Here is an 18,120-nt window from a genome sequence, read left to right as displayed (position 1 = left end):
AGTGAACTTGTCTTGGCTCAGTGCTTGCACTCTCTATCTTTCCAACAAGAAAAAAAGGCCTTGGCCTTGGAGAGATGGATGAAAACGCTAGAGTTCTCGTTGTCGATCGATGGACGTCTTGTCAGCCCCCCTGAGACCGCCAACGCAATCAATCCCGCTACCGAACAAATCATTTGTGAGTTTCCAATAGCTACCAGGGAGCACTTGGAAGCGGCTGTCTGCGCGGCTCAGACTGCCTTCACCTTTTGGGGGGGAGGCCGATGGTTGAGCGGCAGCGGTTTGTCAGCGCTTTAGGCGATATGCTGGAGAAGCATCATGATCGATTTGTAGAGCTACTAATCAGCGAGCAAGGCAAAGCCCGTTCGGGAGCTGAATGGGAAATTGGCGGAGCGATTCACTGGTGCCGTGAAATTGCAAAGCAGGCGCTTGTGGATGAGGTTGTTCAGGACAACGGTACAAATCGGATTGTTTCACGCCACACACCTATTGGTGTAGTGGGTGCGATCACCCCATGGAATTTCCCGGTGCTGTTGGCTATCTGGAAGATTGCCCCTGCTTTGGTCGCCGGCAATACCATGGTGCTTAAACCTTCCCCCTTCACACCCTTGTGCACCCTCTTACTGGGCGAACTGGCAAATGAGATACTCCCGCCAGGTGTGCTCAATGTGCTTGCTGGCGGTAGTGACCTTGGGCAATGGATCACCGAGCACCCAGGCATCGGGAAGATCGCTTTCACAGGGTCGACGGCCACCGGTAAGCGGGTAATGCAAAGCGCTTCGATTAACCTCAAGCGCCTTACGCTAGAGCTCGGCGGTAATGATCCTGCCATAGTGATGCCCGACGTTGACGCTAAATCCATCGCCAAAGATCTCTTCTGGGCGGCGTTCTCTAATAGCGCTCAGTTCTGCGTAGCTTGCAAACGGCTGTATGTGCATGAGGCCATCTATGACGAGGTCGGTCAGGAGCTCGTGGCCTACGCCAGAACGGTAAAAATGGGCAATGGAATGGAGCCCGGCATTGAGCTGGGCCCACTGCAGAACAGCATGCAATACGAAAAGGTTAAAGACCTGCTAAGAGACAGCCAGGTGAGCGGGCATCGTTTCCTCATTGGAGGAGAAGCATCGACCTCCAAGGGCTACTTCATACCGGTAAGCATCATCGATAACCCACCGGAGGATGCTCGCTGTGTCACAGAGGAGGCGTTTGGCCCCGTATTGCCAATGCTGAAATTCAGCGATGTTGAAGACGTAATCCGCCGAGCCAATAGCACCGAGTATGGTCTGGCTGCTTCGGTCTGGTCGAACGATCTCGAGGCGGCTGCACGTATCGCTTCTCGCTTACAGGTCGGCACCGTATGGATCAATCACGCCCATCATTTCTCACCTCATGTTGCATTTGGAGGCCACAAGGCATCGGGTATGGGAATCGAAAACTCCCTGCACGGGCTCGCCGAGTACACAAACATCCAGACCATACTCCAAAAACGTGCCGGGTGAAGGAGGGGTGGCATGCAAAATACTATTGGTGCTTTGCTCAGTCACGCAGCTCAACGATACGGCGATAAAGCTGCAGTCATCTATGAGAGCAGCGCCTGGAGCTTTACCCAGCTAGACAACCTTTCCAATCTCATCGCTCAGTCACTTATAGATCGAGGCGTACAGCCAGGCGACGTCGTTTCCCTCTACTCGCCAAACAGCCCGGAATGGGTTTTCGTCTATTACGGTATTTTGAAAGCTGGAGCTGTGATCAATCCGTTAAATCTGATGCTCACGCCTGAGGAGGCTGCATTCGCTATTGCTGACTGTGGCGCGGTTGCGGTTTTTGGCACGAGCGACAGGATCAAGGGGCTGCAATCGAGCGCTTCCACGACGTGTTTGCGACATTACATCCAGTTGGATGGGCAAGCCCTTCCCGGAGCTTTGAGTTTGGTAACGTTGCTGAAGGCTACGTCTACTACGACGGAATTTCCGTTAGCGGGGATCAGCTCGGATGACGTGTCTACGATTGGGTACACGTCAGGAACAACCGGCCATCCAAAAGGAGCGGTACTCACACATCAATCGATCCTCATGAATGTTGCCATGACTGCGACCATGCATGGGCGTAACCAGATGGATGTTGTAGTGAGTGCTCTTCCCCTGTCTCATGTATACGGCAACGTGGTGATGAATGCCGCGATTGGCTACGGGATGACACTGGTGCTGCACAGGACATTCGAAGCTGGCGCGATCTTGGAGAGCATGCAAGCTAACCGGGCCACGATATTTGAAGGTGTTCCCACCATGTACCTCTATCTGCTTGATCACCCTCGACTGAAGGATTTCGATCTCTCCACGCTGAGTCGATGCACTGTAGGTGGTCAGACCATGCCTGAGGCAAAAATGGAAGAAGTTGAGAGGGTATTTGGCTGCCGGTTGCTTGAACTGTGGGGAATGACGGAGCTAGGTGGTTTAGGGGCCACCCACTCGGTTCATGGGCCCAGGCGTTTGGGCGCAATAGGCATACCACTGCCGCATCAACAGGCCCGTATCGTCGACCCGGTTTCAGATAAGTGCGTATCTGAGCCCGGTGAAGTCGGTGAGCTTCAAATGCGAGGATCGATAGTGATGCGAGAGTATCTCGGCCGGCCGGATGCCACCCGGGAAGCTAAGGATGAAAAAGGCTGGTTGCGCACTGGTGACCTTGCCTACATTGATGCCAATGGTTTCATCTTCGTAGTCGACCGTCTCAAAGACCTGATCATTACGGCAGGTTTCAACATCTACCCCGCCGAACTGGAAAGAGTTATAGCCGAGCATCCAGGTGTCAGTATGGTTGCCGTGGGTAGCGTTCCAGACGTGGCTAAAGGTGAGCTAGCCAAGGCCTACATCGTCAAGCGAGCAGATGTTGACTTGGATCTTGTAGAGGTCGAAAAGCACTGTAGGCAGCGTTTGGCGGCTTACAAAGTCCCGAGGTTTTTCACTATCGTCGATGATCTACCCAAGACCGCAAGCGGCAAAGTGATGAGGCGTAAGCTTCGGGAGATTTTTGACTGAGGTCGAAGCGGGTGCTACGGATACGCCGGCTTGTGTTATTCCCCCCCCCACACCCGGCGTGCCCAGTGGGGGGATCTGGAGGGACTAACCTGCCCAAGGCATCTCGGTAGAAAAGCCGACGCCCACCCAATAGGGACCAAACCGACTAAACTGGAGTCAGTCAATCGACCTCCTGCGTGCAAGGCGCGAATCAACCATCCTGGCGTATGTTCGATCCAATTATCCGCTCCCAGCGAGATCTGGCAGGTTAACGCAGGAGTGCAGTGCTGTTACAAGGGGGTCAAGGGGGGCGACCGCTATTAGTTGCCTTGATGCTTTGGCACAGAGAGGCTAATACTAATGGTGTGCTACGAAGAGGGATGTTTATGCAGACACGCTTCGTTGTGATTCCAATTTTCACGGACCTGGCCGTTACTCGGTCGGCCCACTAATTACTAGCCAGGTCGGGCAATAGGATCAAATTTGCCCCGCTTCGCCTACTTTCGTAGACTGACACAATGTGACGCTCCACTATATGGCACCGTCGACCGGTACCACCTTCTCCACTTGTGTAAAAAATGTGATTCAGTGGCACGAAAATCTAAAAGAGAATTGATTGGGGAAGGCGATCTTCCGGTTACAGTGATCGATGTGGCCCGCGTAGCAGGAGTATCTCCTATTACCGTTTCGCGTGCGTTACATCGGCCTGAGCGCGTCAGTGAGGCGACTCGCGAGCGTGTGCTCGAAGTCGTTAGGGCGATGGGATACGTCCCGAATTTGCTAGCTGGCAGTCTGGCCTCTAGCAAAAGTCGTTTGGTTGCCATTCTGCTTCCCACCATCGCCAACTCGATTTTCTCCACAGCTGTTCAGGCCATGATGGATCGTCTGACAGAAGCAGGATATCAAGCGCTGCTTGGGCCCACCGGTTATTCCCCGGAAAAGGAGGAGGCGCTTTTAGAAGCGATTCTGGGCCGTAGGCCGGATGGGATTGTCCTCACGGGTACTCTGCACACCTCAGGCAGCCGCGCACGCTTGGCTTCCGCAGGAATTCCTGTTGTGGAGGCATGGGATCTCAGCGACAACGCCCTCGACATGCAAGTAGGCTTCTCTCACGAAGAGGTAGGACGACTTGTAGCTGATCATTTCCATGACAAGGGATATCGCCGCTTTTCGGTGATTACTGTCGACGACCCCCGAGGTATCAGACGGTGCAACGCACTGACCGATCGTTTGAAAACTTTCGGCGTTGATGAAATTGCTTTAGAGGTGCTCCCATTGCCGGCCACTTGGGAAGTAGGAAGGGAGGGGCTGAAGCGGCTGATGAAACTGCCAAGTCGTCCTCAGCTTGTATTCTGCAGCTCAGACACCGTCGCCCTAGGAGTCTTGGCCGAGGCCGCAAATTTGGGGCTGAGGGTACCCCAAGACATCGCTGTGCTCGGTTTTGGCGATACCACCAATAGCCGCTTTGCTCACCCGGCGCTTTCAACCATCGGTGTCAACTCAGCGGCAATGGGCAAGGCCGTCGCAGAGGCTCTGCTACGCCGATTTTCGGGCTCTACCAGCCCGGTTCATCAGGACACCAGCTTCATCCTCATCGAGCGCTCTAGCACCTGAAGCACCTCATGCCTCAAAAAGAAATTGTTTTGGGGCTTGAATGGTAACGTTATCCAGGCAATGATAACGTTATCGTTGTACGACAACCTACGTCTGCAGCGGTCCCTGTCCGTCTACCCGCACAAAAACAATTCGTGGGAGCGTTACTGATGCAACCAGAAACCAAGCAGACTCGAGTCCGCTATTTGATCCTGCTCATGCTTTTTCTGGTGACCACGATCAACTTCGCTGATCGGGCCACCATTTCGATCGCCGGCTCTAGTATCCAAAAGGAGCTGGGCATCGATGCCATCACTCTCGGCTACATCTTTTCTGCCTTCGGCTGGGCCTACGTTCTTGGGCAGATCCCAGGCGGCTGGCTGCTTGACCGATTCGGCTCAAAGCGGGTTTACGCTGCCAGCATTTTTACCTGGTCGCTGTTCACCCTCCTGCAAGGCTTCGTGGGTGAGTTCGGCGTCACCACGGCTGTGGTGTTGCTGATCTTGCTGCGGATGTCGGTGGGATTAGCCGAAGCGCCATCGTTTCCGGGCAACTCGCGCATAGTCGCCTCATGGTTCCCGACCAAGGAGCGCGGTACGGCTTCGGCGGTCTTCAACTCCGCGCAGTACTTTGCCACCGCGCTTTTTGCACCGTTGATGGGCTGGATCGTCTATCGGTTCGGCTGGGAGCACGTGTTCATTATGATGGGCGTGCTGGGCATGCTGTTCTCCCTGGTTTGGTTGAAGGTGATATACAGCCCACGCAAACATCCGCTGGTGAATGCCGCCGAAGTGCAGTACATCGCCGATAACGGCGGCCTGGTTGACATCGACGAGCGCAAGCAACAGAGGGCCGCCGGCCCTAAGTGGGATCATGTGCGGCAACTGCTGACCAACCGCATGATGGCGGGGGTGTACCTGGGCCAGTTCTGCATCAACTCGCTGACCTACTTCTTCCTCACCTGGTTTCCGGTGTACCTCGTGCAGGAGCGGGGTATGACCATCCTCAAAGCCGGCATCATTGCCTCACTGCCAGCCATCTGCGGCTTCCTCGGCGGCATCCTCGGTGGGGTTTTCTCCGACTTGCTGCTGCGTCGTGGCAACTCACTGAGCGTCGCGCGCAAAACGCCGATTGTGCTTGGCATGGTGCTGTCGATGTCGATGATCATCTGTAACTACGTCGAAGCCGACTGGATGGTGGTCGCCTTCATGGCACTGGCATTCTTCGGAAAAGGCGTAGGGGCCTTGGGATGGGCCGTGGTCTCGGATACTTCACCGAAACAGATCGCTGGGCTGGCCGGTGGCCTGTTCAACACCATCGGCAACCTGTCGTCGATATCCACGCCCATCGTCATCGGCTACATCATCGCCGCTACCGGCTCGTTCAAGATGGCGCTGGTGTTCATTGGCGCCAACGCGCTGATTGCGGCCGTCAGCTATCTGTTTGTGGTCGGCGATATCAAGCGTATTGAATTGAAAGGCCTCGAAGATCCAGCCACTCCAGCTCCCATCCCAGCCCCAGTGACCGCACCGACTTCGCGTTGAATGCAAATAAAACAAGGAAATGCCAATGAATGCTTTGACCAGCCAAGCCACCCGCGGTGCGCCCGTGATTACCGAATTGCAGGTCGTGCCGGTGGCGGGCCACGACAGCATGCTCCTGAACCTCAGTGGTGCCCACGGGCCGTACTTCACCCGGAACGTGCTCATTCTGAAAGACAATGCAGGGCGTACGGGTGTGGGTGAAGTTCCGGGCGGGGAGGGCATCCGCCAAACGCTCGAAGACGCTCGCGAGCTCTTGGTTGGGCAGTCGATTGGCAGCTATCAGAGCCTGCTGAACCAGGTACGATTGGCGTTTGCTGATCGGGATGCCGGCGGCCGCGGCCTGCAGACCTTTGACCTACGGATTACTGTGCACGCAGTTACCGCTTTGGAGTCGGCGCTGCTTGATCTTCTGGGGCAGCACCTCGACGTTCCAGTTGCGGCGTTGCTGGGTGAAGGCCAGCAGCGCGATGCCGTGGAGATGCTCGGTTACCTGTTCTATGTCGGCGATCGTACGCGCACTGATTTGCCATATCGCAGCGAGGAGAACGCGCAGAACGCGTGGTTCCGCGTTCGGAACGAGGAAGCGTTGACTCCGGAGCGGGTTGTGAGGCTGGCTGAGGCGGCATTCGAGCGATACGGCTTCAAGGACTTCAAGCTCAAAGGTGGCGTGCTTAGGGGTGCAGAAGAGATCGAAGCAGTGACAGCGCTGGCCGAACGCTTTCCGGATGCGCGTATCACTCTAGACCCGAATGGCGCATGGTCGCTGAAAGAAGCCATTGCTCTCTGCCGGGATAAGCATGATGTACTGGCCTACGCCGAAGACCCATGCGGTGCGGAAAACGGCTACAGCGGTCGAGAGGTAATGGCTGAGTTCAGGCGCGCCACTGGGCTGAGAACAGCGACCAATATGATTGCGACCGATTGGCGACAGATGGGGCATGCAATTCAGTTACAGTCGGTGGACATCCCCTTGGCTGACCCGCATTTCTGGACAATGCAGGGTTCAGTGCGCGTGGCCCAGATGTGCAACGACTGGGGCCTGACATGGGGATCGCATTCCAACAATCATTTTGATATTTCTTTGGCCATGTTCACGCACGTTGCCGCGGCTGCACCTGGCAATGTGACGGCGATTGATACCCACTGGATCTGGCAGGACGGTCAGCGTCTGACCAAGGAACCTCCGAAAATTCAAGGGGGGTTGGTACAGGTACCTGCAAAGCCGGGACTGGGTGTCGAGTTGGACATGGATGCATTAATGAATGCGCACGAGGTCTATCGCAATATGGGACTCGGAGCCCGTGACGACGCGGTAGCCATGCAGTATCTAATGTCGGGGTGGAAATTCGATAACAAAAAGCCGTGCTTGGTACGCTAGTGAATACTTGAGTTGACCCTTTACGGCGCCACGGGATTTTTAGATCCTGAGGCGCTTTTTGGGTTAGGCGAATTCGATGAGCAATTGCGGGTAAAAGAAAACCCGCTCGTGACGTGTCGCCGAGGTATTGTGAAAATTGAGTGAAAGAAACGCCTCGACCTGGTGATGAAAAGTGAATGCCACCGGCGCGGCGGTTCCATCCAGGGTGGGACACCGAGCATCCATACAGTGCCAGACTTTGTCTACAGCAAGAGCGGAGCCAGGGAGTGCTTATGATCTTCCTTGCCAGATAGCGTCTGCAGTGCTGAGCTGGAAATAGTGTAACTGTGCTTGACTTGGAATTCCTTCGTACAATGAGGGACTCATAGGTATCAGCGAGTTTTGCTGATCGGAGTTTAAACTCCCGAAAGGGATGGCTTAATAAGCCTATATTTCAAGAGTTCGCAGGCCTAATCCGAGTCTCAATTCCGCTCCGTTGATCAGTCGTTTGGACTTGAGAGGATATTTATAAGGTGCTCCCCTAAGATGCGCCAGGCCTCGCTCTTTTCTTTCGCATAATCATAATGTAGATAATGCCGACGAACTTTTGAACCTCCGAGTTGGTGGTTCTGACAACGGTCGATGATGTCCAGGTTAACACCCAGTTCCTGCATCAGGGTCGCTCCAGTGCGACGTAAATCGTGCGGTGTCCATTCGCCTTTTGTTCCTTGACTTAGCACCAGCGAGTCATCGTGATGACGGCCAGACAACGGTTTGCTGCGATTTTTGAGGCTGCACTGCCGGTCGCCTATCAGTTTGCTGATGGTCTTGGTATCGACGTGGCTACTTTCGTCTCTGCTGGGGAAGCAGAACCGCGTATGCCCGGTGTGTACCTTCAATATCTTGAATTGATCCAAGGCGAACGCGGATAGGAAAACGTGATGATCTTGGCGTTTCCCCTTGTGTCCCTTGGTGGCCTCGGCCGGGATGAACCAGTCCCCCTTATCGAGATCCAGGTGCTTCCATTCGGCTTTCAGCAGTTCACCGATGCGGCAGAGCGTACCTAGGCAAATCCAGACGGCACATTGCACACGTTTGTTAGCCGGGCGGACGACTGAATATTTCTGACCTGCATCCAGCGCTTCGTAGTCGACCTCCAAACGGGCGAAAATATCACGCAACTCGCGAATTTCGTCCGGAGAGAGCAAGCGATTACGCTCTTCTTGGTAATCGTGATCAAGTAGTTGTTTAGCATCTATCAGCTCCGCGGGGTTGCCGTCGACCATTAAAGACCGCCATGGCTTGCGTTTCTCGGCCCAGCGCAGCATCTGGCGAATATCGTTACTTCGAATCACTACAGTGCGGTTCAGCCCGCGGGCTTTCACCGAGCGCAGGACCGTGAGCAGGTCCTTCTCGGTAAGACTACTTAGTGGCTTCTTCCCAATTACGGGGAGTACATCTTTGGTAAAGCTCCGACGGAGCTCTGCGTTGGCATCCTCGCGAGACACACCGTCGCGTATCCAATCCTCGAAGAGTTCAGAAACGGTCTTATTTTCGGCAATGCTCTGCTCGGCTAGAGCAATGGTGGCGGCTACGGCTGCTTGAGCTTCTATGTTGGCGGCTTTGCGAGCAGCTGCGGGAAGAATGCCTTTGGTGGTAACGGCCTTTACTTCGTCACGTTCGGCGCGGATCTGAGCTAGCGATTTTTTTGGCCAACTTCCCAGACTCAAATCGCGTTTCACGCCTTCGTGTTTGAACTCGAAGCGAAAAATTATGGTGACCCCACGCACTCCAGCGCGGACTTTTGCGACCAGTCCACCGTCCTCTCGGAGAACGGTACCGTGATCGTCAGCCGTGAAAGCTTCCAATTTTTTGGCAGTCAGCTTAGCCATGTGTCACCCCCAGCTTGAACCGGTTACCTCGAATTTTACCCCACTTTTACCCCACCGAGTGACTCGGCTGTCGGTGGATTCTGGCGGATCGAAGTGGTAGCCGGTCGGGGCTGTAGTGCTCGATTTTACTGGGTTTTGGCCTGACAGGGGTGGCTATTGGGATCCATAAAGAACCACGAAAGATACGCATGGGGTGCAAGGGGTCGAGTGTTCGAATCACTCCGTCCCGACCAATAATCCCAATGACTTAGGCCATTTCCGCAAGGAATGGCCTTTTTCATTTGCGTGACTTTTGCGTGACTTCTCCATTTTCAAGCCTGCCTCCTTTTCAGAATTGTCAGCACCGGCCCACGCGAGTCCGTTGCTGAAACCTTGTTTGCCGCCTCTATCAACTGACCCAGCTCAGCGCCGGAGTAGTGACTGGTCACGCTCCCGTTCTTGTGGCCAAGCAGCGACTTCCGATCTTCCTCTGTCACGCCAGCTGCCTTCAGGCGTATGCCGAAGGTATGCTTCAGGTCGTGAGTCCTGATTGAAGCGAAACCAGGGCAAGCTGGGCGCAAATGTTGCCTCGCTGCGCAGCTTCTCAAGCTTGTGGATCAGGCACTGCTCAGCTTCTTCCCGGTCACCAGTTCCAGGACCAGTGCGTATCCAGAGCCAATGGCCTTGAGCTCATCGTAAAGGGTGGTGAACGATGATGTAGGAGCAAATTTTTTGTCCGGGATTTGCAGGCATTCCTTATCTCCTGAATTGCCCCAGTCCATGGGCTTTCCGGCAACGAACCGCGGCGGTTCATTGCGAGGCGCAACACTACGACGGCGCTGTAGTGGCGCGATACTGGCCTTTCATCCACGCTGGATGTGCGACAGGCCATACCTTCCGCTTTCAGTTGGCCCGGCGGTCTAATAGAAAAATTCCATATTTTGAATAGGCGCATACTCGATTTAGCTCAGAATTTCTGAGCGTTGAGAGGTGCGTATGTCCAGAGATAGATATGGGATCGATAGTGATAGGCTGGTAAGCATGCCGGCTGATAAAGATAACTATCAAGGTGATCAACAAGATCAAGCCGATAAAAATCGTTCAGAGGATCGCGCCCGTTACGTACAGAATCCGCCCTTTCGGAGCGTGAATAGGCAAGGGCCGCCGGATTTGTCAGGTTCACCCACTGTAAAACGTTACATATATCAAAAGCATCCCTGGGAATAATCTCCGTATTGGGGCTTAAGTGATCATCTGATCCTTTGGATTAAGTCGACAGAGCCCAGCACCGCGCTGGGCTTTTTGCATTTCAAAGACCGATGGTCAGCGATACTGCTGGAGGAGGGCTGGCTCCATGCTGGCCAGCTCCACAGCCGCAGCGGTAAACGCTTCACCGCAATGACCGCAAGCCGTCATGACTTGCGGCAGGTCAAGCGCAGGTCCAACTGGACGGACGCCGAATGGCTTGCGTTTGTCAGTGGCTACAGGAGTGTGTTCAAGGTTAACGTCCTGCGGGTGATTTAGATTGATCCGCCGAATTCGCTCCCAATGCAGGAAGCATCAGGAGTATCGGGCTGCATCGAAGCAGCCTGGATCCTGATCGAGGAATTTCTTCATCCTGCGCCACAGCGTGGTGGTGCTGATGCCCAGGTGCTCGGCTGCGATTCTTCGATTGCCGCCAGCATTGGTCAGTGCGGCGAATAAAATGTCTCGCTCGTTCGGCAGCTTTGACACACTTTCACCAGCAGGATTGATGGCTGCCGGCGAAAGATCGTCAAGCGCCTCGTCCAGCCAGTCCGGAAGCAACATGCTGCACTTACTCATCACGCTAAGGCGTTCGACGATGTTGCCTAGCTGTCGTACATTACCTGGCCAGTGGTGATCGCAAAGCCTGGCGATAAGCTTTGGCGTGGTTTTCAGTACGTCGCTGGTGCTACCTTTGAGAATGTGGCGGGCTAGGGCAGGGATGTCCTCTCGACGCTCGCGCAGAGGAGGCAACCTGAGCCTCAACACGCAGATCCGGTAGTAGAAGTCCTCACGGAACAGCCCTTGGGCAATCAACGCCGGCAGCGGTTTGTTGCTCGCGGTGATAATGCGGATATCCACCGGCGTGACCTTGTCGTCCCCCAAACGGATCACTTTCCGCTCCTGCAGAGTTCGAAGTAGCTTTAACTGGATGTCCGTAGAGGTTTCGCTGATTTCGTCTAGAAACAGAGTGCCGGTATGGGCGAGCTCGAACACTCCTGCCCGGCCCTCCGCCGCCGCTCCAGTGAATGCGCCCTTCACGTAGCCGAATAACTCGCTCTCCAGGACGCTGGGCGCGAAGGCTGCACAGTTGATGGCCACGAAGGGACCGCTGCGGCGTGGTGAGGCATTGTGGATACTCTGCGCGAACAACTCTTTGCCGGTGCCGGTTTCACCTTCAATCATCAGGGTGCTGTCCACTCCTGCAAAGGTCGCAGCCAGGGCCTTGGCTTTCAGCAAGGCGGCGCTGTTGCCGATGATGTCGTCGAAGCTGCTTTCGGCCAGGTGGCGGCCTGCCAACGCGCGACGCATCTTCTGCTCGATCGCTTTGATATCCGTCTGGTTTTGCAGGGTGGCGACGGCGCCGATTATTTCTCCCTCAAGCACGATGGGGGCAATGCTCAGTGTCAGCGAAAGTCGGCCTATGTCGATCAACGCGCCACGCACTGGTTTGCCATGGCGGAGCGCCTGAGTGAAGTAATTGCTTAGCGGTAGTTGGGTAACGGCGTCTCCGCAGCTGACTGCACTCAAGTAGGTCCGGGCGACATTATTCATCCTGGTTACCACGCCCGAACCATCGACGCTGAAGATGCCTTCAGACACGCAATCCAGAATCGACTGGATCATCTCGTATCGGTGTTGCAGTTCCTGTCGCTGCTGTCTTCTTTCCTCCTGCACCTGCAAAAGGTGCAAGGCCTCGTCGATCGCTTCTGCTGCTGCGTCACTGTCGGTATCGGACATGACATAGTGCATGCCCCGCGATTTCACCGGTTCCTCGAGTGACAGTCCACCTATGGCTACTTCGATACCCTGCGTCTGCAGGTTGTCGAGTACCGAGTCGGTGTTTTGCAAGCTGCTCAGAGGGTCGATAAAGCAGATTGAAGCATCGGGCAAGAATGGACGGGACTTTTCCAAGATTCTTGCGTAGCCCTCTGAGGTGGCCAAAAAAGCAATTTTCGATGACAGACGTGAAGCCTTTTCATAAGCATTGATGCAATCGAAAAAGGTATGCCTGACCTCCACGACCGGCACGCGAAAGTGTTCGCGAAGCATGCTTGCGGTCTTGCCTCGACTGATCAGCACCTCAGCACCTTCCTCAATCAGCTGCCGAGCAGTCTTGATCGCATCGGTCTGGGCCGCCTCCACAACGGGCAGCGAAAGCTGGCGCGCTCGCAGGATGCTGTTCATTACCCGGGTCATGGTGGTGGACGGCGTGATGACGGCGATCCCGTTTGTAGGAATTCGCTGCTCAGCCAAGTAGACCTCCTGTTTCATGCGGTTTCCTTATATTTCATTGTTGTTCAGGAAATGAAATTAACTGCAATGAGCAGGTTATCCCTCTGTTGCCTCGTGGCAAAGGTCAGGTGATCGAGCATGCGCTAATTAATTGATCTTAAAAGATTTTATTTTATGTGAAGCCGACGTCGCCGCGCGTGGCACATGCCTTGCTCTACCTCAAGGAAATAAATCCAATAAGAGGCAATGTGTTCATGGACCTGATCTTTATCGGTTTCGGCGAAGCCGCGTTCCACCTGGCCAGCGGCCTGGGGCAGCAAGGGGGAATGCGTATAGGCGCATATGACGCCTATAGAGACGACCCAAAGGCTGGCCCGCTGATTCAACAACGTGCCGAGCAGGCGCAGGTGACGCTGTATGACACCCTGGAAGAGGCCTGCCGAGAAGCGCGCTTCATCGCATGTTTGACCAGCGCCAACAGCGCTCTTGCACTGGCCGAGCGGATCATGCCGCTGCTCCAGAGCGGGCAGCACTACATCGATATGAACTCGGCAGCCCCCACTGTCAAACAGGCTATCGATCGATTACCGCGGGCTGCCGGCGTTGACTTCTGCGACGTCGCGGTGATGGGTACCGTACCGGGTAACGCCCACCGTGTCCCGATGCTGCTGGCCGGGAGCGCCGCCCAGGCGTTTGAGCAGGCTTTCACGCCGCACGGTATGCGGCTGACTGTGCTGGACGCCGAGCCCGGCTCTGCTTCGGCCATCAAGATGCTCAAAAGCGTGGTGATGAAAGGCTTGCCGCAACTGTTTCTGGAATCCTTCCTGGCGGCCGAGCGTTTCGGCGTGCTTGATACCTTGGTCGAATCCTTGGCTGACTCACTGAACGGCAAAACGGTAGAGCAACTCGCCAATACCTTCACCGCTCGGACCTTGATCCATGCGAAGCGCCGCGGTGCTGAACTCGACGATGTAGTGGCGACGCTCGAAGCGGCCGGCGTCGATTCCACCATGTCCACGGCCACCCGCGGTCAACTACAGAAGCTTGCTCTGAGCGACTGGGCCAGCCTGCTAGGGCCGGGTGGCAGCGACATGAATTATCGCGACGCCATTGCCCATCTCGCCCGCCACTCTTGAGGATTGTCGATCATGAACACTGAACAGTATTTTGCTCTGCCTGAACCCATCCCGCAGGACATCCTCGAGCGCTTTCGCAAACTCAGCCCCGCCCAGCTTTGCGATGGCATGCAAAGCCTTGGTATTGCACGTAATGGCTGCATGGACAGCGATCTGATGCCGCTTGATGAAAGCAAGATCATGCTCGGCACCGCCTACACGGTGGATACCGAAGACGGTGACAATTTCCCCATCCATGTGGCCATTTACCAAGGCCGGCCAGGGTACGTGCTGGTGGTGGCTGGCAAGGGCTATCGCGGTCGTGCCTACATCGGTGATCTGATGGCTGGCGCTGCCCAGGCAGTTGGCCTCAGCGGTCTGGTGATCGATGGCTGCGTACGTGACAAAGTGCCGCTGGCTGAGCTGGACATTCCGGTCTACGCCAAGGGATTCATGCAACGTAGCCCGGCCAAGCAGGGCCCCGGCAAGATCAACGCACCAGTGCACTGTGCCGGGATAGAGGTCACTCCAGGCGACTTGGTCTTCGGCGATTACGACGGTGTCACTGTCGTTCCTCGTGGCCGCCTGCTCGAAGTCTTGCAGGCTTCGGAGAAAAAGGATGCTTATGAGGCCAAGCGGCGCGAGGTCATCGATGATTACGCCCGTCGTAGGGCTAACGGTCAGCCGCTGCCAGAGCTCGCGCCGGCCTGGGTGACTGAACTGCTGATCGGGCGCTGATGCATTCAAGGGAGTCCAAGAGGCTCTCCTGATACACCGTTTCCGCACTATAAGAATAAAATTGGGAGATGCCCGAATGCTTACCGCTCTCGGCTATTTGTTGATCGTTTCGTTCCTGATCCTCGTTATCAAGCAAAAGCTTTCCCCTTTCACCGGGCTGATCGTCGTTTCGCTTATTGTCGGTGCGCTGGCGTGCATGGCCTCCGGTGTGCCGTTCGATACGCTGGTCACCTGGGTAAGGGAAGGCCTGTTTTACACCGTCAACGCAGAAGGCAAGGTGTCGCTGGGGACCGTCAACCCGACGGTGATGATCCTGTTCGCAGTTCTTTACTTCAGCCTGATGATGAATGTGGGTCTATTCGATCCGTTATGCACATACCTGATCCGCAAGGCCAATGGCGATCCATTGAAGATCATCCTGGTCACGGCTTTCACTTCTTCCGTGGTAACCCTCGATGGTGATGGCACCACTACCATATTGATCATCACCAGCGCCTTCCTGCCGCTTTACAGACAAATGGGCTTGAAGTTGTCGAACTTGGCCATGCTCATCATTCTCCCTTGCGGACTTGGCAACTGCCTGCCCTGGGGCGGGCCGTTGGCGCGTGCTGCCGCAGTGCTCAACGTGGAGGTGAACACGCTGTTCGTGGCAATTTTGCCGATCCTTGGCGTGTCATTCATTTATGTGTTTTTCATGGCCTATCTGATGGGGCGCAAGGAGCGCATTCGGCTAGGTTTCATACCGGGCGAGCGGGCCATCGTCACGCCGCAGCAGATTGAGGAAATGGTCACGGTTATCGAGGAGAACGACCGTGAGTTTAAGCGGCCTAAACTGTTTCTGTTCAATCTGGCCCTGACCATCGGCATGCTGGTCACCCTGCTGGCAGGCTGGGCGAGTGGGGCAATCGTATTCATGCTCGGCACCGCCATCGCTCTGGCGGTGAACTACAGCGCCACCGAGCAACGTGACCGTATCACTGCCAACGGTGGCGATGCCATCGCAGTTGCGTCGATCATCATGGCGGCAGGCTGTTTTCTCGGCATCTTCAACGGCAGTGGCATGGCTGCTGCGGTCGCGCAAAGCATCGCGGGTCTGATCCCCGAATCAATGGGCAGTCATACCGCCCTGATGTTCGCCTTCCTGGGGGCGATCGCCTGCTACGCATTGCCAGTGGACGCCTATTATTTCGGCATCCTGCCGGTAGTAGCGCCGATTGCCTACCAGTTCGGCATCACTCCTACTGAAATTGGTGTTGCCTCGTTCATGGGGCAGGCGCTGCGTTATGCCAGCCCTACGGTAGCCTGGTTGTTCCTGCTGATGAACCGGACCGAGATGACCTTCGGGCAATACCAGAAAGAGTTCTTCAAATGGTCGCTGCCGCTGTTCGGCATCTTTATCGTTACCGCGATCGTGACGGGAGAGTTGCCCGTGGGCTAATCAGCCTGCCAGCCAAGTGCTGGGTGCATCCAGTCATCGCTGTGGTTATGCCGCGATGACTGGCCTACAACCTTTTGATCACAAAAGCGGTGATACCGAGATAGCCCTGCAGCAGTGCACCGGCAACGAGGAACGAGAGCGCTGCGACCATGCACAGCGGCAGTGCCCTCTGGGTTTATGTGGCCCAAAGCGTACATGGTCATCACCTTCTGGCGGGCATGCAGGCGCCGCCTGTGCGGGGGAGGCACTTATCGCTTGGGGGATGATATCCTTCCGCTTACCAAACAAGGAGAGTGGTAATGGGCTGGCGGGAGAGGCATAAAGCGTTTCAGGAGTGGTTCACGCCGCGGCGACGTCGGCGAGCGGGCGGAACGTTGCTTGCCGTCTGGGCTGTCGGTATCTGCATTTACCCAAGCACGTATTGGGTCTACTTGATGATTCCAGGAATCATGTGGTTCATGAGCGCTTGGCCGGCTGAGCTTCATGACAAAAGTTGCTGAGCAAATTCAAAAACGACACTGCATATCTTTCATCCGCTTTTGCGCTTCGCTGTTGATCAGCCTCGCAAGCGCTCAAGTCTTTGCTTTCGGGGACATGAGGCAGCTTCCCGGCTCTGAGATCGTGGCTGCTGGCGAAATTGAACAGATGTCATGTCCGCTCGGAGGCAAGGACGACTGCCGCTCTTGGCCGCGTGATCTCTACAAGGTAAGGAATGAGAACATTTGTTTCACGACAAACGTTTCATGCGGCTTTAGGTGCGAAGGCTTCCTCGCTGAGAGAGCTCAGGTGGTAACGCTGTATGTGGCTTCCTCCTATAGCCTCAATAGTGGAAGCATTAAACGAGTCAGGTGTCCGTAGCAATTCTAAATTGTGATGGGCTGCATCCTGTTCTGATGCGTGTCCCGCCATAGGGCGTAGAGGCCGCGGGTTAAACATCGTCTTGTTGAAACTCTGGAGCTACCTGGGCATGTAGTTCCGCTGCCAGCGACGTGGGATGGCTAGCGAGGACGCGGCGAGTGCAAACACCAGAAGCCCGTTGATTACAAAAGCCGTGATCCCGAGATACCCCTGCAGCAGCGCGCCGGCAACTGCTCCCAGCAGCATTCCCATCCAAGGCACAAGCTGCACCCGCCAGCCCGGCTTGCGCTCACCCATCAACCACCGGCCAAGCCCGCGGCCGAAGCGTGACAGGGCGCCGGTGACGTAAGTCAGCCCGATCGGCAAACCATTCACTTCCTCGACCACGGCATTGATCATACCCATGGCTATGACAGTGCACACCAGCGAGAACAGCGGTATAGGGGTCGAACCCGCCAGGCAGAGCAGGGCGCCTACGCAGAGCAGCAACGGCCAGGAGCGGCGGCCGACCAGGCGCGTGACGATCACGCCGATGGCATTGCCAGCGATGAACGCGCCGATCAGAGTGCTGATGGTGAGGATGGAGCTGTAGTCCCGCTCACCAATTGAAACCGCAAGGCGAGTGGTATTGCCGCTCATGAAGGATACGAAATCACCTGTTGCGGTGAACCCGACTGCGTCAGTCATGCCGGCGAGGAAGGAGAGTGCTGCGACCATGCACAGCCCAACTTTGCCACGCAGCCTAGCTATGCGTCTTCCGCGTGCTGTATAGAATGCTGAGTCAGGGAGCATCAGTGCCTCAGAGGCTTTTGGAAACAACGTATTACCGGACAATAAAACCTGTTTCAGGCCGCGTCAAATCATGTCCTAAGGCTGATTTTCCTGCTTCGCTGTAGTTCATTTCCCAAACATGTTCCCAGCGCCTTTAAGCTCTTGCAGGCCAACCTCAGCGCATCTAGCCTCATGCCGTCGCCGCAAATGCTGCGACCGGCTTTGACAGGCTGTACTGATGAGTGAATCACGTGCTCGCTTATGGCGGCTGTACGTGGGGCACCTCGTGTGCGCCGAGTTCCCTCATCCTCGGTCTATCAACCCGCGTATAGCTGCCACCC

General features: G+C 55.6%; 13 protein-coding genes and 1 pseudogene. 9 read left to right on the top strand and 5 right to left on the bottom strand.

Annotated features, from left to right (window positions below; translation table 11 throughout):
- Window positions 1–78: 78 nt before the first annotated feature.
- From CXQ80_RS25350 to gudD, 6 genes are all read left to right on the top strand, one after another.
- Window positions 79–294 (top strand): aldehyde dehydrogenase family protein, encoded by a 216-nt coding sequence (locus CXQ80_RS25350; RefSeq protein WP_218195349.1) that lies wholly within the window; start codon window positions 79–81, stop codon window positions 292–294.
- Window positions 261–1,496 carry an aldehyde dehydrogenase family protein gene (locus CXQ80_RS13825; RefSeq protein WP_218195348.1) on the top strand — a complete coding sequence of 412 codons (1,236 nt, stop codon included), beginning with the start codon at window positions 261–263 and terminating at the stop codon, window positions 1,494–1,496. Before CXQ80_RS25350 ends, CXQ80_RS13825 begins: the two co-directional genes overlap by 34 nt.
- A gap of 12 nt (window positions 1,497–1,508) precedes the next feature.
- Window positions 1,509–3,035 carry a class I adenylate-forming enzyme family protein gene (locus CXQ80_RS13820; protein WP_101320404.1) on the top strand — a complete coding sequence of 509 codons (1,527 nt, stop codon included), beginning with the start codon at window positions 1,509–1,511 and terminating at the stop codon, window positions 3,033–3,035.
- A 567-nt stretch (window positions 3,036–3,602) separates the two neighbouring features.
- Window positions 3,603–4,628 carry a LacI family DNA-binding transcriptional regulator gene (locus CXQ80_RS13815; RefSeq protein WP_101320402.1) on the top strand — a complete coding sequence of 342 codons (1,026 nt, stop codon included), beginning with the start codon at window positions 3,603–3,605 and terminating at the stop codon, window positions 4,626–4,628.
- A 149-nt stretch (window positions 4,629–4,777) separates the two neighbouring features.
- On the top strand, window positions 4,778–6,151 hold the full coding sequence (locus tag CXQ80_RS13810) for an MFS transporter (RefSeq protein WP_101320400.1): 1,374 nt from the start codon (window positions 4,778–4,780) through the stop codon (window positions 6,149–6,151).
- A gap of 25 nt (window positions 6,152–6,176) precedes the next feature.
- The gene (gene gudD, locus CXQ80_RS13805; protein WP_101320398.1) at window positions 6,177–7,529 is read left to right on the top strand and encodes a glucarate dehydratase; all 1,353 of its coding nucleotides are present in this window, start codon (window positions 6,177–6,179) and stop codon (window positions 7,527–7,529) included.
- A 479-nt stretch (window positions 7,530–8,008) separates the two neighbouring features.
- Here gudD and CXQ80_RS13800 read toward each other — a convergent pair whose 3' ends face one another.
- The 4 genes and pseudogenes from CXQ80_RS13800 to CXQ80_RS13790 all read right to left on the bottom strand — a co-directional run bounded on the left by CXQ80_RS13800 (window position 8,009) and on the right by CXQ80_RS13790 (window position 12,898).
- Entirely contained in the window at window positions 8,009–9,400 is a 1,392-nt protein-coding gene (locus CXQ80_RS13800; RefSeq protein WP_101320396.1) for a site-specific integrase, read from the bottom strand.
- Window positions 9,401–9,711: 311 nt separating this feature from the next.
- A pseudogene (locus CXQ80_RS13795) lies at window positions 9,712–9,966 on the bottom strand (site-specific integrase); the annotation flags it as partial.
- Window positions 9,967–9,996: 30 nt separating this feature from the next.
- On the bottom strand, window positions 9,997–10,161 hold the full coding sequence (locus CXQ80_RS24745; protein ID WP_157831751.1) for a hypothetical protein: 165 nt from the start codon (window positions 10,159–10,161) through the stop codon (window positions 9,997–9,999).
- Between the two features lie 778 nt (window positions 10,162–10,939).
- Window positions 10,940–12,898, bottom strand: a complete 1,959-nt coding sequence (locus tag CXQ80_RS13790; protein WP_101320394.1) for a sigma 54-interacting transcriptional regulator — start codon at window positions 12,896–12,898, stop codon at window positions 10,940–10,942.
- A gap of 215 nt (window positions 12,899–13,113) precedes the next feature.
- Between CXQ80_RS13790 and CXQ80_RS13785 the strand changes: the two genes are divergently transcribed.
- The 3 genes from CXQ80_RS13785 (at window position 13,114) to CXQ80_RS13775 (ending at window position 16,150) form a co-directional block, all read left to right on the top strand.
- Window positions 13,114–13,995 (top strand): NAD(P)-dependent oxidoreductase, encoded by an 882-nt coding sequence (locus CXQ80_RS13785; protein WP_101320392.1) that lies wholly within the window; start codon window positions 13,114–13,116, stop codon window positions 13,993–13,995.
- 12 nt (window positions 13,996–14,007) lie between these two features.
- Window positions 14,008–14,712, top strand: coding sequence for an RraA family protein (locus CXQ80_RS13780; RefSeq protein WP_101320390.1), 705 nt, complete (start codon window positions 14,008–14,010; stop codon window positions 14,710–14,712).
- A 76-nt stretch (window positions 14,713–14,788) separates the two neighbouring features.
- Entirely contained in the window at window positions 14,789–16,150 is a 1,362-nt protein-coding gene (locus tag CXQ80_RS13775) for a CitMHS family transporter (RefSeq protein WP_101320388.1), read from the top strand.
- A 957-nt stretch (window positions 16,151–17,107) separates the two neighbouring features.
- On the opposite strand, the gene CXQ80_RS13760 is transcribed toward CXQ80_RS13775, so the two are convergent.
- Entirely contained in the window at window positions 17,108–17,800 is a 693-nt protein-coding gene (locus tag CXQ80_RS13760) for a YoaK family protein (protein WP_101320384.1), read from the bottom strand.
- Window positions 17,801–18,120: the final 320 nt, after the last annotated feature.

This window comes from Pseudomonas sp. 02C 26, assembly GCF_002843585.1.
GTDB lineage: Bacteria > Pseudomonadota > Gammaproteobacteria > Pseudomonadales > Pseudomonadaceae > Aquipseudomonas > Aquipseudomonas shirazensis.
The sequence above is the reverse complement of the archived record's forward strand: the minus strand, read 5'-3'. Positions and strand labels throughout refer to the sequence as shown.